This is a genomic window from Acinetobacter sp. Leaf130 (assembly GCF_001423205.1).
GTDB lineage: Bacteria > Pseudomonadota > Gammaproteobacteria > Pseudomonadales > Moraxellaceae > Acinetobacter > Acinetobacter calcoaceticus.
Window position 1 is genome coordinate 21,785 of the sequence record NZ_LMOE01000001.1, and the last position, 20,298, is coordinate 42,082.

The 20,298-nt window shown below is 40.2% G+C and carries 20 protein-coding genes; 12 read left to right on the top strand and 8 right to left on the bottom strand.

Annotated features, from left to right (window positions below; all coding sequences use genetic code 11):
* Positions 1-33: 33 nt before the first annotated feature.
* The 5 genes from ASF86_RS00110 (at position 34) to ASF86_RS00130 (ending at position 4,022) form a co-directional block, all read left to right on the top strand.
* The gene (locus ASF86_RS00110; RefSeq protein ID WP_004641657.1) at positions 34-816 is read left to right on the top strand and encodes a GNAT family N-acetyltransferase; all 783 of its coding nucleotides are present in this window, start codon (positions 34-36) and stop codon (positions 814-816) included.
* Between the two features lie 108 nt (positions 817-924).
* Entirely contained in the window at positions 925-1,773 is an 849-nt protein-coding gene (locus ASF86_RS00115) for a class II glutamine amidotransferase (protein WP_056478362.1), read from the top strand.
* A 251-nt stretch (positions 1,774-2,024) separates the two neighbouring features.
* Positions 2,025-2,480 (top strand): bacteriohemerythrin, encoded by a 456-nt coding sequence (locus ASF86_RS00120; protein WP_017388663.1) that lies wholly within the window; start codon positions 2,025-2,027, stop codon positions 2,478-2,480.
* Positions 2,481-2,631: 151 nt separating this feature from the next.
* Positions 2,632-3,699 carry a hypothetical protein gene (locus ASF86_RS00125; RefSeq protein ID WP_155860149.1) on the top strand — a complete coding sequence of 356 codons (1,068 nt, stop codon included), beginning with the start codon at positions 2,632-2,634 and terminating at the stop codon, positions 3,697-3,699.
* Complete coding sequence (locus tag ASF86_RS00130) at positions 3,699-4,022, top strand: RnfH family protein (RefSeq protein ID WP_056478366.1); 324 nt, start codon at positions 3,699-3,701, stop codon at positions 4,020-4,022. The genes ASF86_RS00125 and ASF86_RS00130 overlap by 1 nt, the downstream gene beginning before the upstream one ends.
* Before the next feature lie 67 nt (positions 4,023-4,089).
* Here the strand turns inward: ASF86_RS00130 and ASF86_RS00135 are convergent, their stop codons facing one another.
* Positions 4,090-4,488, bottom strand: a complete 399-nt coding sequence (locus tag ASF86_RS00135) for an outer membrane protein assembly factor BamE (protein ID WP_003653245.1) — start codon at positions 4,486-4,488, stop codon at positions 4,090-4,092.
* 111 nt (positions 4,489-4,599) lie between these two features.
* Here ASF86_RS00135 and fur point away from each other — a divergent pair, with 111 nt between their 5' ends.
* Entirely contained in the window at positions 4,600-5,037 is a 438-nt protein-coding gene (gene fur, locus ASF86_RS00140; RefSeq protein ID WP_003653242.1) for a ferric iron uptake transcriptional regulator, read from the top strand.
* A 69-nt stretch (positions 5,038-5,106) separates the two neighbouring features.
* On the opposite strand, the gene ASF86_RS00145 is transcribed toward fur, so the two are convergent.
* Both ASF86_RS00145 and ASF86_RS00150 read right to left on the bottom strand, forming a co-directional pair.
* Positions 5,107-6,225 carry a PilT/PilU family type 4a pilus ATPase gene (locus tag ASF86_RS00145; protein WP_004641663.1) on the bottom strand — a complete coding sequence of 373 codons (1,119 nt, stop codon included), beginning with the start codon at positions 6,223-6,225 and terminating at the stop codon, positions 5,107-5,109.
* Between the two features lie 19 nt (positions 6,226-6,244).
* A complete protein-coding gene (locus tag ASF86_RS00150) occupies positions 6,245-7,282 on the bottom strand; it encodes a type IV pilus twitching motility protein PilT (protein ID WP_003653239.1) in 1,038 nt (345 codons plus the stop codon).
* A 126-nt stretch (positions 7,283-7,408) separates the two neighbouring features.
* Between ASF86_RS00150 and ASF86_RS00155 the strand changes: the two genes are divergently transcribed.
* Positions 7,409-8,101: a YggS family pyridoxal phosphate-dependent enzyme gene (locus tag ASF86_RS00155; protein WP_056478368.1), complete on the top strand. Its 693-nt coding sequence runs from the start codon at positions 7,409-7,411 to the stop codon at positions 8,099-8,101.
* Positions 8,102-8,301: 200 nt separating this feature from the next.
* Here the strand turns inward: ASF86_RS00155 and ASF86_RS00160 are convergent, their stop codons facing one another.
* Positions 8,302-11,898 (bottom strand): AAA family ATPase, encoded by a 3,597-nt coding sequence (locus ASF86_RS00160; protein WP_056478370.1) that lies wholly within the window; start codon positions 11,896-11,898, stop codon positions 8,302-8,304.
* Between the two features lie 9 nt (positions 11,899-11,907).
* On the bottom strand, positions 11,908-13,176 hold the full coding sequence (locus tag ASF86_RS00165; protein ID WP_056478372.1) for an exonuclease SbcCD subunit D: 1,269 nt from the start codon (positions 13,174-13,176) through the stop codon (positions 11,908-11,910).
* Positions 13,177-13,340: 164 nt separating this feature from the next.
* On the opposite strand from ASF86_RS00165, the gene ASF86_RS00170 reads away from it, so the two are divergent.
* Positions 13,341-13,817, top strand: coding sequence for an OsmC family protein (locus ASF86_RS00170; protein WP_056478374.1), 477 nt, complete (start codon positions 13,341-13,343; stop codon positions 13,815-13,817).
* 72 nt (positions 13,818-13,889) lie between these two features.
* Here the strand turns inward: ASF86_RS00170 and ASF86_RS00175 are convergent, their stop codons facing one another.
* Positions 13,890-14,267 carry a VOC family protein gene (locus ASF86_RS00175; protein ID WP_056478376.1) on the bottom strand — a complete coding sequence of 126 codons (378 nt, stop codon included), beginning with the start codon at positions 14,265-14,267 and terminating at the stop codon, positions 13,890-13,892.
* 380 nt (positions 14,268-14,647) lie between these two features.
* On the opposite strand from ASF86_RS00175, the gene ASF86_RS00180 reads away from it, so the two are divergent.
* A complete protein-coding gene (locus ASF86_RS00180; RefSeq protein WP_004641670.1) occupies positions 14,648-15,097 on the top strand; it encodes an ABZJ_00895 family protein in 450 nt (149 codons plus the stop codon).
* A gap of 86 nt (positions 15,098-15,183) precedes the next feature.
* On the top strand, positions 15,184-16,089 hold the full coding sequence (locus tag ASF86_RS00185; protein ID WP_056478378.1) for a TIGR01777 family oxidoreductase: 906 nt from the start codon (positions 15,184-15,186) through the stop codon (positions 16,087-16,089).
* Here the strand turns inward: ASF86_RS00185 and ASF86_RS00190 are convergent.
* Both ASF86_RS00190 and hemB read right to left on the bottom strand, forming a co-directional pair.
* A complete protein-coding gene (locus ASF86_RS00190; protein ID WP_056478379.1) occupies positions 16,081-17,196 on the bottom strand; it encodes an NAD(P)/FAD-dependent oxidoreductase in 1,116 nt (371 codons plus the stop codon). The genes ASF86_RS00185 and ASF86_RS00190 overlap by 9 nt on opposite strands.
* Positions 17,197-17,221: 25 nt before the next feature.
* Positions 17,222-18,235 (bottom strand): porphobilinogen synthase, encoded by a 1,014-nt coding sequence (hemB, locus tag ASF86_RS00195; protein WP_004641673.1) that lies wholly within the window; start codon positions 18,233-18,235, stop codon positions 17,222-17,224.
* A 142-nt stretch (positions 18,236-18,377) separates the two neighbouring features.
* Between hemB and ASF86_RS00200 the strand changes: the two genes are divergently transcribed.
* Both ASF86_RS00200 and ASF86_RS00205 read left to right on the top strand, forming a co-directional pair.
* Complete coding sequence (locus tag ASF86_RS00200; protein ID WP_004641674.1) at positions 18,378-18,875, top strand: thioesterase family protein; 498 nt, start codon at positions 18,378-18,380, stop codon at positions 18,873-18,875.
* Between the two features lie 268 nt (positions 18,876-19,143).
* Positions 19,144-20,295: an EmrA/EmrK family multidrug efflux transporter periplasmic adaptor subunit gene (locus tag ASF86_RS00205; protein WP_056478381.1), complete on the top strand. Its 1,152-nt coding sequence runs from the start codon at positions 19,144-19,146 to the stop codon at positions 20,293-20,295.
* The last annotated feature ends 3 nt before the right edge of the window (positions 20,296-20,298 follow it).

Sequence of the window (20,298 nt, forward strand, 5' to 3'; positions counted from 1 at the left end):
CTAGTGTAAGGGGTGTCACTAGGAGCGTTCATTATGCTGGAAAAATTTAATCAATATCGCCAAACCTGGACTTTACCTTTAAATCGTAATAAAGCAATAAATCAAACGCAATTTCGTTTTGAGTGGGTTGATAATTTAAAAGAATTACAAGATGTACAACGATTTCGTGCACAACAATTTAGCCAACAATTTGGAATTCATTTTGAAGATAACTTAGATCAAGATATTTATGATTTTGGTTGTGAGCATGCAGTCTTACGTGAAAAGTGGACTGGAGAAATTGTAGCGTATACCCGTCTAAAATTATTTCAAGGTCATGAGATAGCACAAAGCTACAGCGCACATGAGTTTGATATTGTTCCGCAGTTATCGCACCTGCCTAATGTGTTAGAGATAGGGCGTACCTGTGTCCATCCTCGCTTTCGTAATGGTAAAGCGTTATCGATGCTGTGGCTGAACCTTGCACCGAAAGTGCTATGGTCAATGCGCGCTAAATATTTAATGGGCTGCGTCAGTATTCATTTGCAAGATAATTTGGCTAGAGCGTACTACACGCATCGCCAGATTCAGCAATTATCTGAAAGTAAAACCATTGATATCCGTTCGAAAAAAATCTACGAACCTGAATATCCTGAATTTAGCTTTCCACAAGATGAGCGTATGCCGAAACTGTTCCAAATGTATTTGAGCATGCAGTCAAAACTATCGAAACAGGCATTTTTTGATGAAGAATTTAACTGTCTAGATTATTTTGTATTTCTGGAAGTGAATAAAGTAGCGACTTCATTTGTTATGAATAAAATGGGGCAGCGTTAATAATATGTCTTATTTTCTAATAGCCAGCACATATTGAGATTTGCAAGCAATTTTACTCTCATGCACAATAGAGTATATGAGGTAATTAGAAGTAGTTTAAAAAGCGATATGTGCCAGCTATTAGGAATGAATTGTGCAACACCAACGGATATTACTTTTTCTTTCCGTGGTTTTTCACAGCGTGCAGGAATTACCTCAGATCATAGTGATGGATTTGGTATCGCATTTTTCGAAGACAAAGCTTGCCGACTATTTGTCGATAACCAGTCGGCAGTTGAATCTCCAATTGCCGATCTTATCCGTAATTATCCTATTAAATCGCGTAACGTGATCGCGCATATCCGCAAAGCAACTCAAGGTAAAATTACATTAGAAAACTCTCATCCCTTTATTAGAGAGTTGTGGGGCCGTCATTGGATTTTTGCCCATAATGGTGATTTACATGATTTTAACCCACCACTAAGTGGACGTTTTACCCCTGTGGGTAATACAGACAGTGAACGTGCATTTTGTTATTTGCTTGATCAACTGGTTGAAGCTTTCGGTTATGAAGAACCGAGTCTTGATGAGATATTTGAAGTATTAGAAAAAATTTCTCCACAAATTGCTGAATACGGCACATTTAATTATTGTTTGTCGAATGGGAAGGCATTATTTAGTTATGCGATAACTAAATTACATTGGTTGGTTCGAGAATATCCATTTAATCAGGCTCATTTAATTGACTTAGATGTTGAGGTTGATTTTAGTCAGGTCACTACACCTGAAGATCGTGTGGCAGTTATAACGACAGAACCTTTAACACATAATGAAAACTGGATTGCTTATCAACCAGGTGAAATGATTTTATTTCAACATGGTAAGCCAATTAAAAAAGCAATTACTCATGTGGAAAGATTAAAACGTGAGCAGGAAAATCCAGAGCTTAAACGTATTACTCGTGCAGATCAGTATTAATATAAAGTATATTTAAAATGTATGAATAGAGATATTTATATATATATCACATTTAATAATAAGGTATTTTGTTTAAAAAATACTTTATTATTTTAGTTGGTTAATTTTTTAAAAAACAAATAAAAACAACAACTTGATTTAAATATAATTTTTATATGATAAAGCCGACAAAATAGCTTTGTTTTTATTTATATTCTTTAAATATATCATGAGGTTTATGCAACAGTCATTGAACATCATTGGGGAGATGTATGAAAATGAAATGGGCTTCAGAATATAATACGGGTATCGAGGTTATTGATGAGCAACATAAACGAATACTTGATTATATTAATGAAATTGATGATGTAAAAGATGATGAAGATAGACGTCGTATTAAAGACGTTTTAGACAACATTATTGATTATACGCAATCACATTTTACTTTCGAAGAAAGTTTGCAAGAGGAAGCTGATTATAAATATCGTGTACCACATAAACGTGTTCATGATTTATTTATTAAAAAAATAGAGTTATATCGTGAGCGTTTTGAAATGGGACATACTGTTGAAAAAGAGCTACAAGAAATTTTAGCAAAATGGTTAATCAATCATATTCAACATGACGATGCCGATTATGTGGGGGCAGTAAAAGAAAACATGATGGGAATTATTAGAGAAAAAGAAAAGAAGAAAGGGAAAAACTGGTTTGCTCGGTTTTTCGCATAACTTAAATAACAAAACTTATAATTTTAGTTAGCGCAGCAAACTATCGATTCGGTAGTTTGCTTTTTTTATTGAGCAAACTTTGATTTTCAGGCATGAGACGGGCAAAATATCTATAGTCTTTTTCAAGGAATGCATAATGCAGGACATACCTATGTCACGATGGTTATCGCCCCTGATGGCGTTTTGCTTATCTTTCATCATTATGGCGACATTGGCACCCGCTATGGGAATCCAGATTGATCGTCAAATCGATTTCTGGTTATTGTGGTTAGGCACAATGCTGTTATTGGCTCTGCCAGTTTGTTATTTGGAAATTGCCTTAGCAAAACGGTCGAAGACTACTGCCTTAAATGCTTTATCAAGTTTAACTCGTGAAGCAGATAGTTCACCAAAATGGCGTTTGGCTGGTTGGCTTGCGGTTATTTTTATTCCATTTTTAGCAGGGAATGTACTGAGTACTGCTGGCAACTTACTGACAGTACAGCTTAATAATAGTGTTTCTGGACAAATTGTTTTTGCTGGTCTTGCTGTTGCAGCTTTAATTTTATCTTTTATTCCGCGTCAGATTTTAATTGTGCTAATGACAGTCGGCGTAATCGCTTCTCTTGTTTTAGCTAATACAATGGGAACGACTTTACAGCCTTGGCATTGGACAAATGTTGAGTTTAAAGAATGGGGTAATGCGACCGTACTTGCACTTGTTGCAAGTGGTTTAGGCTTAGGACTTTACTGGCAAAATAGCTTGTCTGTAATCCACTCTCAAGAAGGCGCTACAAAAACTGCACTTCCAATCTGGTTGGCTCAGTTAATTGCTGTCGTTGCGTTTGGTTTCTTTTCTCTTCAAGCACAGCTTCCAGTTTTTACTTGGATTTTTACTGCGGTAATGACAACAGCTCTGTTTATTCAACTTGCGAAAGAACAGCTTGCTCAACGTCAACTGATGTACGTTTTACAATGGGTTGTCATTATTTTGGCAATTGCGGTTTGGGCTGTGCCTGAACTTCATGGCATCTTTACGCTGATTTTGATGCTTTGGGGATTACTCATTTGCCTCATCTATGCAATTTTTGCTGGTTGGATTATGAAAATTAGCCACTTGCGTAAATCGATGAATTTTAGCAATGAGTTGTTTTATAACTTGTGGCGTATTGCAGTGCGTATTGTTTTACCGCTTTCAATTGTCATTGCCATGATTGCAGTGATTGGACAAATGATCTGATGGAAAAAGCTCTGCAAGTGTGGGTTGCTTTTGCAGCCCCAGAGCAACAGTTTTTAGTTGCTATTCCATTTGAAGCTGGTATGACTGCATTACAAGCGGTTGAGGCAAGCGGGTTGCAGACACAGGTGGGTTTACCTGAGCCATTACAACTTGGCATCTTTGGTGCAAAAGTTGAGGCACATGCGATTTTGCAAGCAGGTGATCGGGTAGAGGTCTATAGACCTTTAACTATTAACCCTAAAGATATACGCCGTAACCGCGCCGAGAAGAATGCCGAGAAGAATCCTGTGGGACGATATATTAAAAGTAATCGCTTAAAGTAATAAGTCCCATAAATAAAACCCCTCGAAGTATTTCACTTGAGGGGTTTATTTTTATTAGAAAAAACGATTATAGTGGTGGGGCAGTTAAAATCGCTTCTTTAGAAGCAGGTAAACCTGGTTGCGATTCTGGAATAGTTTCTAAACCTTCAATTTTAGTTACTGTGCCAGTGCCATCAAAGTAAATTTTTAAATGCTGACCATGTGCTGCGGGGATTTTTGCCTTTTTAGCATAAGTTCCCGGGATATAGTTGTAAATGTAGTCCCAACGTTGAGGATTGAGGGGATCAGTCACAGTTGGACTACCAAGCAAAAAACGCACTTGCTGGAAATTCATGCCGACTTGTACTTGAGAGGCCTGAGCTTTGGTCAAAGGAGTCCCTTGAGGAATATCAACCTTATATACACCAAAGATTGAACAACCAGCAAGGAGTGAAGTGACTAATAACGTCAGCACGAGTTTTTGCATTTTGCTACACTATCCCAATAAATTATGATGCATTTGATCAAAGGATAGATCATACTTCATCTAAATTCTATTGCCTATTCCAACTTGAGATTTGTTGAGAGACCTTTTTTCATGCCTATTTCCAATCAAGATTTGCGCAAAGCTGGACTTAAAGTTACCCTTCCACGAATTAAGATTTTGGAATTATTAGAAAATTCAAAGCAACATCATCTTAGTGCTGAAGATATTTACAAGACTTTGTTAGAACAAGGGGAAGATGTCGGTCTTGCGACAGTTTACCGTGTGTTAACACAATTTGAAGCTGCGGGTATCATTCAGCGCCATCATTTCGAAAATAATCATTCTGTTTTCGAAATTATGCAAGAAGATCATCATGATCATTTGGTTTGCTATAATTGCAATAAAGTTATTGAATTTACTAATGATGTTATCGAGAAGGAACAGCATGCTGTAGCAGAACAACATGGGTTTACCTTAACAGGTCACTCATTAAACCTCTACGGTTACTGTAACGAACCTGAGTGTCAGGAAGTGTTGCGCAAGAAATAATCGTTTTCACATAAAGAAAACAAATAAAAAAGGAAGGTTACGTTTAACCTTCCTTTTTTTATGAAGAAATTACTGTCGATCGAAGGTTAAATGCTGATTTGTGCCTGCTATTTGATCAGGTCCTTCTTCGGCAAGCTTAATGGTCAAACGCAAATCGTTCGGTGAGTCGGCATGTTTTAATGCATCTTTATAGGTAATTTGGCCTGCTTTATAGAGATCAAACAACGCTTGGTCAAAGGTTTGCATACCGAGTTCACGCGAACGCTTCATTAAATCTTTAATTTCATGAATTTCGCCTTTACGAATGTAATCAGAAATTAATGGCGAGTTAATCAAAATCTCAATGGCTGCACGACGTGAATTGCCATCTGGTGTTGGAATAAGTTGCTGCGCAATCATGGCCTTTAAGTTAAGCGATAAGTCCATGTAAAGCTGACTGTGGCGGTCACTTTCAAAGAAGTGAATAATACGATCGAGCGCTTGGTTGGCGTTGTTAGCGTGCATCGTAGCCAATACAAGGTGACCTGTTTCAGCAAAGCCAATCGCGTAGTCCATGACTTCACGAGATCGAATCTCACCAATCAAGATCACATCTGGTGCTTGTCGCAAAGTATTCTTTAAGGCAATTTCAAATGAGTCTGTATCGATCCCGACTTCACGTTGAGTAATGATGCAGCCTGCATGTTCATGAATAAACTCGATTGGGTCTTCAATCGTAATAATATGACCTTTAGTATTGTGATTGCGATAGCTGATCATTGAAGCCAATGAAGTCGATTTACCAGTACCTGTTGCGCCAACAAAAATAATGATGCCGCGTTTGGTCATTGATAAATCTTTAAGAACGGGCGGTAACTGCAAGTCATCAATTGAAGGAATTTTAGTTTCAATTCGACGTAGTACCATGCCTGGCATGTCACGCTGCTGAAAAGCGCTCACACGAAAGCGGGCCGTTTTATCACGGTTCATAATGGCAAAGTTACATTCACGAGTGTCTGCAAATTCTTTGCGTTGTTTTTCACTCATGATGGAATGTAAAAGTTGACCAATAACATCCCCTGAAAGACTATTTTTTGAAATTGGAACAATTTGCCCGTTAATTTTCATAGATGGCGCAACACCATCTGTAATAAAAAGATCGGATGATTTTTTTTCAACCATGAGGTTGAGTAGGTCATTAAAATCCATATTTATTCTCTAATTATTTTTATAGGAATGATTCAGGCTGTTTTGCAGCAGTACGTGCAGTTTGCGGGCTAATCACACCACGAGATACCAAACCTTTTAAGCTTTGGTCGAGTGTCGTCATGCCATGATTTGCACCAGTCTGAATTGATGAATACATTTGTGCGACTTTATTTTCACGAATTAAGTTACGAATGGCAGGAATACCAATCATGATTTCATGTGCTGCGACACGTCCACCACCATTCTTTTTAAGAAGGGTTTGCGAAATAACAGCCTGTAAAGATTCTGACAACATGGCACGAACCATGTCTTTTTCTTCGGCAGGGAATACGTCAATCACACGGTCAATGGTTTTTGCAGCAGAAGTCGTATGAAGCGTACCAAACACCAAGTGACCGGTTTCAGCAGCGGTAAGTGCTAAACGAATGGTTTCAAGGTCACGCATCTCACCGACTAAAATAATATCTGGGTCTTCACGCAGTGCCGAGCGTAGTGCTTCATTAAAGCCATGCGTATCACGATGCACTTCACGCTGGTTAATCAAACATTTCTTTGACTGGTGTACAAATTCGATTGGGTCTTCAACAGTTAAAATATGGTCATAACGATTTTCGTTGATATAGTCCATCATCGCTGCAAGCGTAGTTGATTTCCCTGAACCTGTTGGTCCTGTAACTAACACAATACCACGTGGGTAATCACAAATATCTTTAAAGATTTGCCCTAAGCCTAAATCTTCCATCGTGAGTACTTTTGATGGAATGGTACGAAATACTGCGCCCGCACCGCGGTTCTGGTTAAATGCATTGACACGAAAACGCGCAACATTTGGAACTTCAAAAGAAAAGTCTGTTTCGAGCTTTTCTTCGTAGTCACGGCGTTGTTTATCATTCATGATGTCATAGACCAGACGGTGAACATCTTTGTGGTCTAGAGCTGGTAAGTTAATGCGACGGACTTCGCCATCCACGCGAATCATTGGTGGCATGCCAGCAGATAAGTGTAAATCGGACGCGCCATTTTTCACAGAGAAAGCGAGTAGCTCTGTAATATCCATAATTTCCCCAAGTAAATCAAAATATGTCATTATTTTGTAGAATAATATACGGCTTTCACCGAGGCTTACCAACACCTCGCTTTAGGTGAAAAGCAAAAAAGTTTTTTGAAAATGAGAACCTTGTCAATGAATTACCTGCAAGATGCGCGACAGCACGTATTACAGCAAATCCAGCGTGCTTGTGAACATGCTCAGCGTGCGCCTGAAACTGTGCAACTTTTAGCCGTATCAAAAACACATCCAAGTGAAAGTTTGCGTGAAATGTATGCAGCAGGGCAAAGAGCATTTGGCGAAAACTATTTACAGGAAGCTTTGGAAAAAATTGAAGCTTTACAAGATTTAGAAATTGAATGGCACTTTATTGGTCATGTTCAGCGAAACAAGACTAAAAATTTGGCTGAAAAGTTTGATTGGGTACACGGTGTAGATCGTTTAATTATTGCTGAACGATTATCTAATCAAAGGCTTCAAGATCAATCTGACTTAAATATTTGTTTGCAAGTGAATATTGACGGGCAAGATAGTAAAGATGGTTGTGCACCAGATGAGGTTGCCGAGTTAGTTGCTCAAATTAGCCAATTACCCAAAATCAGACTACGCGGTTTGATGGTGATTCCAGCACCAAACAATACTGCCGCTTTTGCAGATGCTAAGGCCTTGTTTGATTTGGTGAGAGAAAAACATGCTCACCCTCAAGACTGGGATACTTTAAGCATGGGAATGTCGAGTGATTTAGAGGTTGCAATTGCTGCAGGTTCAACCATGGTACGTGTAGGGACAGCTTTATTTGGTGCTAGAGACTATTCGCAAAAAGGATGATGTACGCTATTTCGTACGTTCATTGCGTCCTTTTGCGGCTATGGCGGGAAGTGGTTTTCACTTATTATGAATTCATCAGGAGACAGGATGTTTCTAAGAATAACAATAAACAGTGATGAATGGATGCATACAGGTACGACAGGAGTTATACCAACGCAGATTCTAAAAAAGCCCCGACAGGATGTCGGGGCTTTTTAGTTTTAACCAATGACCTCGATGGTACTTGCACCAGCACCAAGTGGTTTCACTTGAATTTGTACAGGAATACGCTCATGCATTTCTTGAATGTGTGAGATAAGAACAACCTGACGACCCTGATTTTGTAATTGATCTAAAGCATTCATCACCATGTGCAATGAAGATGCATCTAAGGTTCCAAAACCTTCATCAATAAACAGAGATTCAATTTTCATTGAACCTGAAGCCATATTGGCAATGGCTAAAGATAAGGCGAGGGCTGTTAAGAAGGATTCACCGCCCGATAAAGATGAAACCGAACGCATTTCTCCGTCCATATCGTGGTCGATAATGGCAAGACTTAAAGATTGGTCAAGGCGTTTTAACGTATAACGTTGAGAAAGCATCGCCAGTTGCTGATTCGCATGTTCCACTAAAATATCCAGATGATATTGCTGGGCATAGTCACGGAACTCTTTGCCTTTGGCATCACCAATCAGACCTGAAATTTTGCTCCAGCGATGTTCTTCTTGCTGAATGTTTTGAATTTTTTCAGCATATTGATACTGTTTCGCAAGATTTTGCTGGTGCAGCTCTAACTTCAGTTTCAGCTGATCACGAATTTCCAGTTGGGCCTTAAGCTCTGCAATATTGTTTTGAATCAGGTTCAGGAGCTTTTCAAATTCAATATTTGGTTGAGTTTGTAAGTGATCGGACAATTGCTCTTGCATGGTTTTAAGCGCAGAAGAGCTCTCACTGAGTAGACGTTCGGCATGATTAAGGCGGTTACGGATCTCTTGCTCTTGTGCTGAATTAATCTGTATGAGCGCCGTAAAGTCCTGCGCTTGAAAATCAGAATGCTCGTTTAACCAGTTTTGAATTTGCGCATTAATCTGTTGTTGATGTTGCTCGGTGTGTTGGTGTTGATGCTTGAGCTGATCTAGCGCCTGTTTTTGTTGCTCGAAGTGCTGTCTGGTCTGTTCAAAACGTTGTTTAGACGCATGATAAGCCGTTTGTTGATGCTGACGTTTGGCATCATGCTCAATTAACCAATCATGAGGCTTAAGGTCAGAAAGGCCTGTCATTTGTTGAATAAGCGATACCGCTTTTTCATTATTTTGTTGACCTTTGAGCGTAATCTCTTTGAGATTTTGGTCGATCTCATTAATTTGTTTGGTCATTTGCTCAAGGTTAGCTGTCAGCATTTTAAGTTCTTGTTGTTGCTGTTCAAAACGCTGTGAAAGCTGTTCTTGTTGTTCAAGTTGCTTAGCACGTGCATCAAGCATAGACCAAGTCTGCTTAGCTGTTTGGCTACTCGACTGCTGCCATGCGCGCTGCTCGGATTCAGATAGGCACTGAACAATATGCTGAACTTGTTGTTGCCATTGCTGTGCCGTATTGAGCAAGCTTTCACTACGCTGAACATGTTGAACCAACTGGTTCTGCTGCTTAATCGCTTGGGTTAAACGGAAGTTTTCTGAGTCAAATGAACTTATTGCAGTTTGAGCGGCTTGTCTGAGCTCATTAAGCGTTTGTAAGATTTGTTCTGGAGGTTGAGCAAGATCAATTTGCAATTGGTTGAGACTTAATTGCTGGACAAGATCTTGCTGCAAGTTTGCTTGTTTTGCATTAAGTTGAGATAAATGTTTTTGAACTTGTTCGAGCTCGGCACGACACTGGGTAAGTGTCTGCTGTTCGCTTTGCCACGCGTTAAATTTAGTTTGCTCTAGGGTTAATGCTTGCTGTTCTTGTTGTTGCTGTAAATCGAACAGGGCCTTGGAAACTGTGCTGTCATCGATGCGGTAGGGGTGATGCGTGCTGCCACAGACTAAACAAGCTTCGCCTTCTTTAAGATTGGCTCTTAACTGTTCAATATTTTCAGTATGTAATAAGCGTTGCTGTTGCAAGATGTGCTGTAATTTTTCACGCTCTGTTTTTGCTGTTTGGTAGTCTCGCTCAGCTAACTCGCAAACGGTTTTAAGCTGCTGTTCTTGAGCAGAGGTTTGGCTATGTTTTTCGGTGAACTGCTGAAGCTCAGCATATAGCTCATGATAAATTTTAACTTTTTGTTGAATGAGGTCTAGTTGAGTAATTTGAGCAAGCTTTTGTTCTTTATCTTTACGCTGTTGCTCAAGTTTTACCTCAATCTGTTCAACTGTCCCCACCGAAGTCGTCAGTTGTTCAAGTTCACTTTTAGCTTCCGATAGCTTTTGACGAGCAAGAGTAGGGTTTCCAAGCTGTTGTTCAATCACTTCGTAGTTTTGAATAAATTGCCCGAGTTGATGCAAATGTGCTGAAAGGCCTTTATCTAATACAGCATATTGCCCAGTCTGAGTAAGCTGTTGTTGCAGATGTGCCTGATTTTGTTGAAGCTGCTCAATCTGTTGTTGAACCGTGTTTTGCTGTTGTTGCAACGGGTTGAGTTTCTGCTCTAGAACATTTCTTTTTTCTTTGCACTTTTTATATTCATCTGCAATAAATGTGCGCTCTTGAATAGACTGTCGAACCTGATTTAAAGCAGGTTGATGCTGTTGCTCAAAATCGAGCGTTTGTTTGAGTTCTTGCTCTGCTGATTGATATTGTTTTTGTCCAGTTTCAAAAATTTGAACCAAATCATTAAACTTAATTTGAGCTTGCTGAATTTGCGGTTCAAGTTGTTGTAGGGTTTGTAAATTTTGAGTCTGCTGAAAGACCTGTGGGCGTATTTCAGAGAAAACTTCGAGTCGTTTTAATTGCTCACGTTCACCCGCAAGTTGCTGATGCTGGTTTTGCTGGTTTTGAAACTGTTGCTGTTTAGTTTGAACTTCAAGCTCAAGTTTGGCTTTGCGTTCAAACCATTGTTGTTGTTTATTCAACACATTTTTTTGTTGTTCTAATTTTTGATAGTTCTCTTGAGCTTGCTGATATTGTTCGGTAAATGCTGAGATTTCTTCATCAGATAAAATCTCAATATGACCTAAAAATTCTTCAAGCTGTTTACGCTGTTTTGCAATATCTGCTGTTTTACGAAAAGCCAACTCACCAATTTTGGCGAAAATACTCGAGTTTGTCAGGTACTCAAGTAGTTCACCGCGTTCACTATCTCGTGCTTTTAAAAACGCCGTGACTTCTGACTGGGCAAGTAAAACAGCACGGGTAAATTGTTCAAATGAAAGCTGGGTAATTTGTTTAACTTTTTCATCAACTGCTTTAGCTTTGTCGGCAAGTACCACGCCATCGGTCAGGCATTTTAAGTGGCGTTGCACACTTTGTAATTTACCATTCGGATTTTCACGCGCACGTTTAATTTCCCAGCGTGCCAAATAGCGTTTTTGATCTTGTGCAATAAAACAAAGTTCAGCAAAACCATGCCCTGTACCGCGGCGTAAAACAGTTAAAGGCGAATTGGTGAGTAACTCTGAACCATCAACATCTTTTAATTTACCATCGCTGTCTTTAAGGCGAGGAACGCGATTAAAAAGGGCGAGGCACATGGCATCTAAAATGGTCGACTTACCTGCACCAGTTTTCCCGACAATGGCAATTAAGCCTGCGTGAGCTAGAGGCGCGCTTTCAAAATCAATAAAGTGCTCGTCAGAAAGAGATGCCAGATTTTTTATACGAATAGATAAAATTTTCATGACATATCCTTAAGGTGTTGCATCATTTTCAAGATTTTTTTGTGCTTCTTGTACCAGACTCAGAAAATCTTTTAAGACTGCATCATCTGCGCTGTAACCTTGTTTTTCCCAGATATTTTGAAAGAGTTTTTCTGGTGTTGGTGGTTCAAGTGCAATTTGTTGAGTGGTATCGGTGTCCGAAGCATCTTGGCTTACATATTGACGTGAAATACGCACTAAACGATAGCGGTCAGGTGGCAATGCGGCTTCAAACTGTTGGCGTAAATTAGGCTGTGGTGGCGTTAAACTATAATATTCAATATCGACATATTCACGATGGTCAATATTTTCAATCACGCCGTGTGGCAAAGCTTTGAGTTGTTGCAGCACTTCGTTTAACTCACCACGAATGCGATGTAATTGGATACAACGCGGAATTTCAACAGCTTCAAACTGCAAACGGTTGGCTGTCTCTTGAGAAGGTTCGATTTTGACCTCCACCACTTGGTGCTTATAGTTAATTTCACTAAAAGAAAGTGGAATAGGTGAGCCGCTATAACGAATGTGCGGTTGGCCTACTTTTTGTGGTTTATGCAAATGCCCTAAAGCCACGTAATCAATTGCATCTTCAAATAAAGTCGTTGAAAGTGCCTCTTCATTACCAATAATAATTGGGCGCTCAGAGTCGGATGTTTCTCCACCTTGCATATGAGCATGCGACATCAAAATAAGCGCTTGGTCTGGTGTTTTACGACGCTTCGCTTCAGCAATTAGTTGTTCATGCAAATACGCAATCGCATTTTTGCTATTGGTGGTATGTTCATTAAAGCCCGTAATTTCTGCCGAACGTAAAAAAGGTAGGGCAAGGCACCATGCCACAATATCCTGATTTTGATTATAAATAGGTAAAAGCAGACGATCGAGATCTAGGGTTTTATCTTCATTCCAGCGAACCACGCCCACGGTTTTTGCATTGTATTTTTCTAAAAGTGGTTCGACCTGTTCAATACGGTAGCCTGAGTCATGGTTACCGGCAATCATGAGCGTTTGCATGTGCGGTGCAAGGCGATGTGCATCTGCTAAAAATTGGTAGAGTTGTTTTTGTGCTTGTGAACCCGGATTAATCACATCAAAAATATCACCGGCAATGAGCAGGGCATGCGGTTGTTTTTCTTGAATTTGAGTGAGTAACCAACTTAAAAATTGTTGGTGTTCGTAGTGGCGTGAATGATTATAAAAAAACTGCCCCAAATGCCAGTCAGAAGTATGTAGAAAATGTACGGACATAGAAACAGACATCAAGCCAAAGTAAACACAGATACGTTAGCATAAATTGGCAGGAGATTTTATCAAGACATTTTAAAGTGCTCGATATTTAAGCCTACGCTGAAATCTGAATTAATTTTGTCACTTTAAACTTTGCTTTGTTACTATCAGTTCAAATAATGAATCTTGAGAATAAAATGACCATTCATAAATACGAAGTGAAAATACAGTGGGAAGGCAATACAGGTACAGGCACTTCATCTTATCGTTCATATAAAAGAGACTTTAGTATTCAACATCCACAAAAAGCCACTATTCAAGGTTCATCTGACCCTGCCTATTTAGGCGATGTCACCAGATGGAACCCAGAAGATTTATTGGTTGCTTCTGCCTCAGCTTGTCATAAGCTTTGGTATTTACACCTGTGTGCAGTCAATCATATTCACGTTGTGAGTTATGTTGACCATGCACTTGGCTTTATGGAAGATGCAGATCCAGTTAAACGCGGTCACTTTACTCAAATTATTTTAAAGCCAGCGGTTATTTTAGAAAAAGGTGCTGACCAAGAGCTTGCTGCAAAATTGCATGAAGAAGCGCATCACGAATGTATGATTGCCAATTCGGTTAATTTTCCAATTACATGTGAAGCCAGTTTTAGCTTTGCCGAAGAATAAATAGTAAATAGCCACCGATAAAAATGCGGTGGCTATAAATTAGGAAATAAATAAATTGGTTAAATAAGATCTTTAAGCAGCATTTTCATCAACTTGAAAAATACCAAAAACGTTATGGTCTAAATCGACAAAGTAACCATGCCAAGCACGACCGGGAATGGCGAATTTATCCATTGCCACAATACCACCTTGCGCTAAAATTTTTGCGGCAATTTCATCAAAGTTTTCGACCTGAACCGAACAGGTAAATGCATTGGTACCATATTCCATTGGAGGCGTTTGAGCGGGACGTTTTAATAGCCCACCCATGATTGATGGTGTTTCTATACGGTAATATTCAATTGCTAAGCTTTCATCGAGTTTAAATTGCCAGCCAAACACAGCATGATAAAACTGCGCGTCTCGGGCAGGATTGGAAGACTGGATTTCAAAATAGGCAATCGTGTTCATATTATTTAAATCATATTTTTATGGTGTGAAAAGTATACGCATAGCGTTTATAGCCGAGAAAGAACTATTGTGTATGTTGAGCGTAAAATAAATGAAGGTGCCAGAAAATAAAAACCGACGATTCGAGTGATGAGAGAATCGTCGGTCAAAAACTTCATCAAGGGTTTCGGCTGCTAACAAAACCTAATCTGAAGGAAGAAAAGAGTCGTAATGAAAGGTCACCGATACAATTTTGCGGATGCCGTGCAAAGGAAGTATTCGGTTGCTGCGACCTTATTACCCTATATAACGTCAAGAGATTCGGATTGGTTGACAGAAAAATGAAAAAAAATCGAAAAAAATTTATAATTATTTTTTGAACCCATAAATTAGGCAAAAAGATGACCAAATTACGCTCTTACTTTCTCTGGTTTTTTGCTTTATGCATAGGACTCACCTTAATTGTAGGTGTGGTTGCAGCACTATTACCAGCGAGTGTAGGTGGTATTTTAACAGCCGTTCCATATTTAGGCGCAATGATTTTTGTCCTGTTTAAATTTTTAAAGAAAGAGCGCCGTGCACCAACTGTACAAGAAAAAAAGAAATTTACTTTAGGTTTTACCCTGATTTTTTGGGGCTATAACTTGTGTGGTGTTTTATTCGGCCTGTTTTTATTTGCAAGAAAAGACCCAGAGATTTTGCAGAACTTTATGCTTTACCTCAAACAGCCTCAGTTTTTAAGCATTATGCTCATTATGCTTTTAATGTTAGCGATCCCGCTTTATTTGATTACCTACTGGTTTTATGGGAAACAGGCACAGCGAATGGCAAGCAAAATGTTTAATGTGTAATAGATCACTACAGAAACCGCTACGATTAAATATAAATGATTCTTATATAATTAACTAAAACTTGTGTCCTCAGTTTTGGAGGAAATATGAATAAGAATGTATTAATCACTGGTGCTAGTGGCTTTATAGGAACTCATTTAATTAAGTTCCTACTACAAAAAAATTATAACGTGATTGCTGTGACGCGGCAGGCTGGGAAGGAATCTGACCATCCTGCTTTACAGTGGGTACAAAAATTTGAAGATATTTCAACACGTCAAATTGACTATGTCGTGAATTTGGCGGGTGCAAATATTGGCGAAAAACGTTGGACCGAGTCACGTAAAAAACAATTGATTGAAAGCCGAGTAAACACGACCCGAAAACTGTATGCATGGCTCAAGCAGTCTGAAATTTTCCCAGAAGTGATTGTGTCTGGCTCGGCGATTGGCTATTACGGTATAGATGTTGAAGAAAAGTGGGCAGAGGTGTGCACCGAAAAAAGTTCACCACAGCCTATTTTTATGTCTCAGCTTTGCCAAGAGTGGGAACACGCAGCGTTAGCAGATACTCAGCAAAATACTAAAATTATTCGTTTAGGTGTGGTGTTTGGGCAGGGCGGTGGTATTTTGCCTAAAATGTTGTTTCCTATTCGACTCCACCTAGTTGGTCAAATTGGTCATGGTCGTCAGCCTGTGGTTTGGGTACACATTGAAGACGTGTTAAACGCAATCGAGTTTATATTTCAGCATCCTCAATCTGCTCAGATCCATAATGTAGTGGCGCCAGAAAATGTGACCCAAAAGGTATTTATTGAACAAGCTGCTGCGGTACTCAATAAGAAACCACTGTTGTCGGCACCAAGCACGGTTTTTCGCTGTTTGTTAGGGGAACAGTCGCAATTGATTTTGAATGGTCAATACGTTAAACCCGAAGCCCTGCAAGCAGAAGGATTTGAATTTGCTTATCCTCAACTAAAAATGGCTTTAGAGAATATATTGGCGTCAGGCTAAGACTTTATTTTGCAAACGCTCTGGTGAATATGCTTTGGCATCAACTAAGGTTGGTTGACCCAGCATAAGCTGACGGAGTAATTGTGCAGAGCCTGCACCCATACATAACCCATTTCTAAAATGACCGAAGTTTGCCCAGAGGTTGTCCATTTCAGGCATTTTGCCAATGTACGGAACACCATTTGGTGAACTTGGTCTGAGGCCTGCCCAGCGATGTACGATCGGGAAATCGGCCAGTTCAGGCACTATTTCTAAACACGCTTCTAAAATATTGTGCTGGGTGGTTTCGTCGGTAGAAGTGTCAAAACCACGATGCGCCATGCTAGACCCACAAACAATATGACCGTCCATACGAGGAATCAGATACATGACTCGATTCATACACATGGTCGGTAGCCAGTGAGCAGGGGTTTTAAATAATAGCATTTGACCTTGAACAGGTTCGACTGGAATTTCGAGTTGTAATTGTGAGTTCCAGTAATGGCTCCAAGCGCCCGAAGTTATTACAAAATGATCTGCTGTATATTTGCGACCATCTTCGGTTTGGAGCGCTTGTATCACATCGCCATGTTGAATTAGTTTTTTAACAGCAGCGTGTTCAAAAAACTCAACATTTGGATGTTGTTTTAAATAACTAATCAGAGACTGTAAAACGCGTGGATTACGAATATTAGATAGTTCAGGGAAATAAATGGCTTGTTGAAACTGATCGGAAATATGTGGATTGACTTGCTCTAAGGCATCTCTCTGTAAATATTCGCAGCGCTGCATGGGTTCTTGATGTTGATTTGCATAGGAAAGTCCGACGTCAAAATCTTCTTCATCAAAAATTAGCATGCCTGTGTCATGAATTTCAAAATCAATCCCTGTAACAGGGGAGAGTTTTTGGTTCCATGCTTGATAAGAGGCTTTACCAAATTGAGCGAGTTGGTTCACTGCATGCACATAGCGCCAAGGGTACATCGGAGAGAGAATGCCTCCGCCAGCCCAAGAGGCTGCTTGTCCCGCTTGTTGTTGATCGAAAATGCTGACGGTACAGCCTTGTTCAACCAACTCCAGCGCAGACATCAATCCACTAATGCCCGCGCCAATGATTGCAATATGCATGCAGTGTTATCCTTTCTCTGCGAACTTAGTTCATTTCCTTGAGTTTTTCGGCAGCAGTTTCTGCAAAGTAAGTCCAGATTCCATCTGCACCAGCACGGCGGCAGCACATGAGTGATTCTAAAATCACTGATTCTGATAACCAGCCATTTTGAATTGCGCCAGCTAACATCGCGTATTCGCCACTCACTTGGTAAATGAATGTCGGAACACCAAAGGTATCTTTCACTTCACGTACCACATCCAGATATGGCATGCCCGGTTTTACAATGACCATGTCGGCGCCTTCTTGAATATCAAGCGCGATTTCATGTAAAGCTTCGGCACGGTTGGCAAAGTCCATCTGGTAGTTATATTTATTACCACCTTTGAGGTTGGATGCAGAGCCAACAGCATCACGGAACGGGCCATAGAAGCTCGACGCATATTTCGCAGAGTAGGCCATGATGTTGGTATAGATGTGACCATTGGCTTCTAAAGCTTGACGAATAGCACCAATACGGCCATCCATCATGTCACTTGGTGCAACTACATCAGCACCTGCTTCAGCGTGACTTAACGCTTGTTTAATCAAGCATTCTACGGTCTCGTCATTCAGCACATAGCCAGTGTCATCAATAATGCCATCTTGACCATGAGTCGTGTATGGGTCGAGTGCGCCATCAGTAATTAACACCATTTCTGGTAATTCTTTTTTAAGTAAACGGCAGGTGGTTTGGACTAAACCATCTTCATGCCATGCAGCTTCTGCGGTCAGGCTTTTATCTTCTTGCGGGGTAACTGGAAAAAGAGCCAGTTTTGATACGCCCAATTCCAGAAGTCTTTCAGCTTTTTTCAGTAATAAATCTGCCGACAAACGCTGAATGTTTGGCATACTTGGAATATCTTGGGTCTGATTTTGTCCCGGTAATACAAATACTGGATAAATCAAGTGATTGGTAGTGAGCTGTGTTTCGCTGACCATCGCACGCAACTGGTCATTTTTACGAATACGGCGCATGCGAGTGGCTGGAAATGCAGGACGATTGAACGTATAAGTCATAACAATCTCGATGTTCGGTATTACACTAGGATAGGTTGGCGGATATTCCATTACTGTCAACCGACTGCTGTATTGTAGCCCCATAATGCTGGATTTGTACAAAATTATGGGTGTTTATCATGCTTTTAAATTTAGGCAACGTATGAGTGATGAAAAGAAAAATTGGACTGGGAGCATTCATTTAGGTGCAAAAACTGACCTGAATGTAGTTCTTAAGCAATTATGTAAGGCGTTTAATAGCTCTCCTTTTTTTAAGCATAGTGGAATGATTATGCGTGTGGTGGACGGGCAGATTGAAGGCTATATCGAGATGCAACCTGACCTGATTGGCAATCTGGCATTTCAGATTTTGCATGGTGGAGTTGCTGCAACCTTGCTCGATAGCATTGGCGGTATTGTGGCAATGGAACACCTATATCGCCGTTCAACGCCGGAAACTCTAACCGAGACCATTAAGCAAGTATCGCGTTTGGCAACTGTCGACATGCGTGTCGATTATCTGGCGCCGGGGCGTGGTAAATACTTTATTGCCCGTGCTGAAGTTCTGCGTTTAGGTCGCAAGGGCTGTACCATGCGCATGACCATGGTCAATGATGAAGGCAAAGCAATTGCTGCGGGTATTGCTTCATACGCCTATTAAATTGCTCATTTAAGTAGTTAAAAAGCGCCAAGTGCGCTTTTTTTAGTGTTTGAAAAGCGGGAATTTTCACAAAAACTTTGAGATAAACATTAATTTAATTAGAACGAACGCATTAGTTATAATTTTTTATTCTCATATCATGAGGTTTTAGCGTTAAAATTAGCTCCTTTGACAATGCGGTATGTCTTGTTTATAGAAAAATAAAAACTCTATAACAAGGTGTAGTGCGAGATTGATGGCAAAGCCAACCCATCTTTAGGAACATACCATGACTGATGCACAAAGCAATGTACAAGAAACAGTGCCAACAACATCTGCCTCGGATGACAACAATCAAAACAAGCGCAAAAAATTTCTTGGTTTTTTTGCGCTGATTTTATTGATCGCCGCTGTTTTATATGCAATCTGGGCATTATTTTTAAATCATTCCGTGAGTACGGATAATGCCTATGTCGGTGCAGAAACGGCTCAAATCACTTCAATGGTGAGCGGTCAGGTCGCTCAGGTTGTGGTAAAAGATACCCAAACGGTACATCGTGGTGACGTGTTGGTTCGTATTGATGATCGTGATGCCAAAATTGCACTGGCTCAAGCTGAGGCAGAACTCGCCAAAGCAAAACGCCAATACAAACAAACTGCAGCAAACAGTAGCTCTTTAAACTCTCAAGTTGTGGTGCGTGCCGACGAAATTACCAGTGCCAAAGCACAAGTTGCTCAAGCACAGGCCGACTACGACAGAGCTGCTTTAGAGCTGAATCGCCGTGCGCAACTTGCCGCATCTGGTGCAGTGTCTAAAGAAGAACTCACTAAATCACAAAGTGCAGTTGAAACAGCCAAAGCAGGGCTAGAGCTTGCCAAAGCAGGTTTAGCGCAAGCATCTTCAAGCCGTAAAGCTGCCGAAAGCACTTTTGCAGCGAACGAAGCTTTAATTCAGGGTGTAAGCGAGACTTCAACACCCGATGTACAAGTTGCACAAGCACATGTTGAACAAGCTCAGCTTGATTTGGAACGTACCGTAATACGTGCACCAGTCGATGGTGTAGTGGCTCGACGTAATATTCAAGTAGGGCAACGCGTTGCACCAGGCACCAGCATGATGATGATTGTGCCGCTCAACGATTTATATGTAGATGCAAACTTTAAAGAAAGTCAGTTGAAAAAAGTCCGTCCGGGTCAAATCGTTACACTTACTTCAGATTTATATGGTGATGATGTTGAATATCACGGCAAAGTGATGGGCTTCTCTGGTGGTACAGGCTCTGCCTTTGCCTTAATTCCGGCTCAAAACGCAACAGGTAACTGGATTAAAGTGGTTCAACGCTTACCAGTACGTATTGCACTTGACCCGAAAGAACTTGCTGAACACCCACTGCGTGTTGGCTTGTCGATGGAAGCAAAAGTCGACTTATCTGCGAAGTAAACG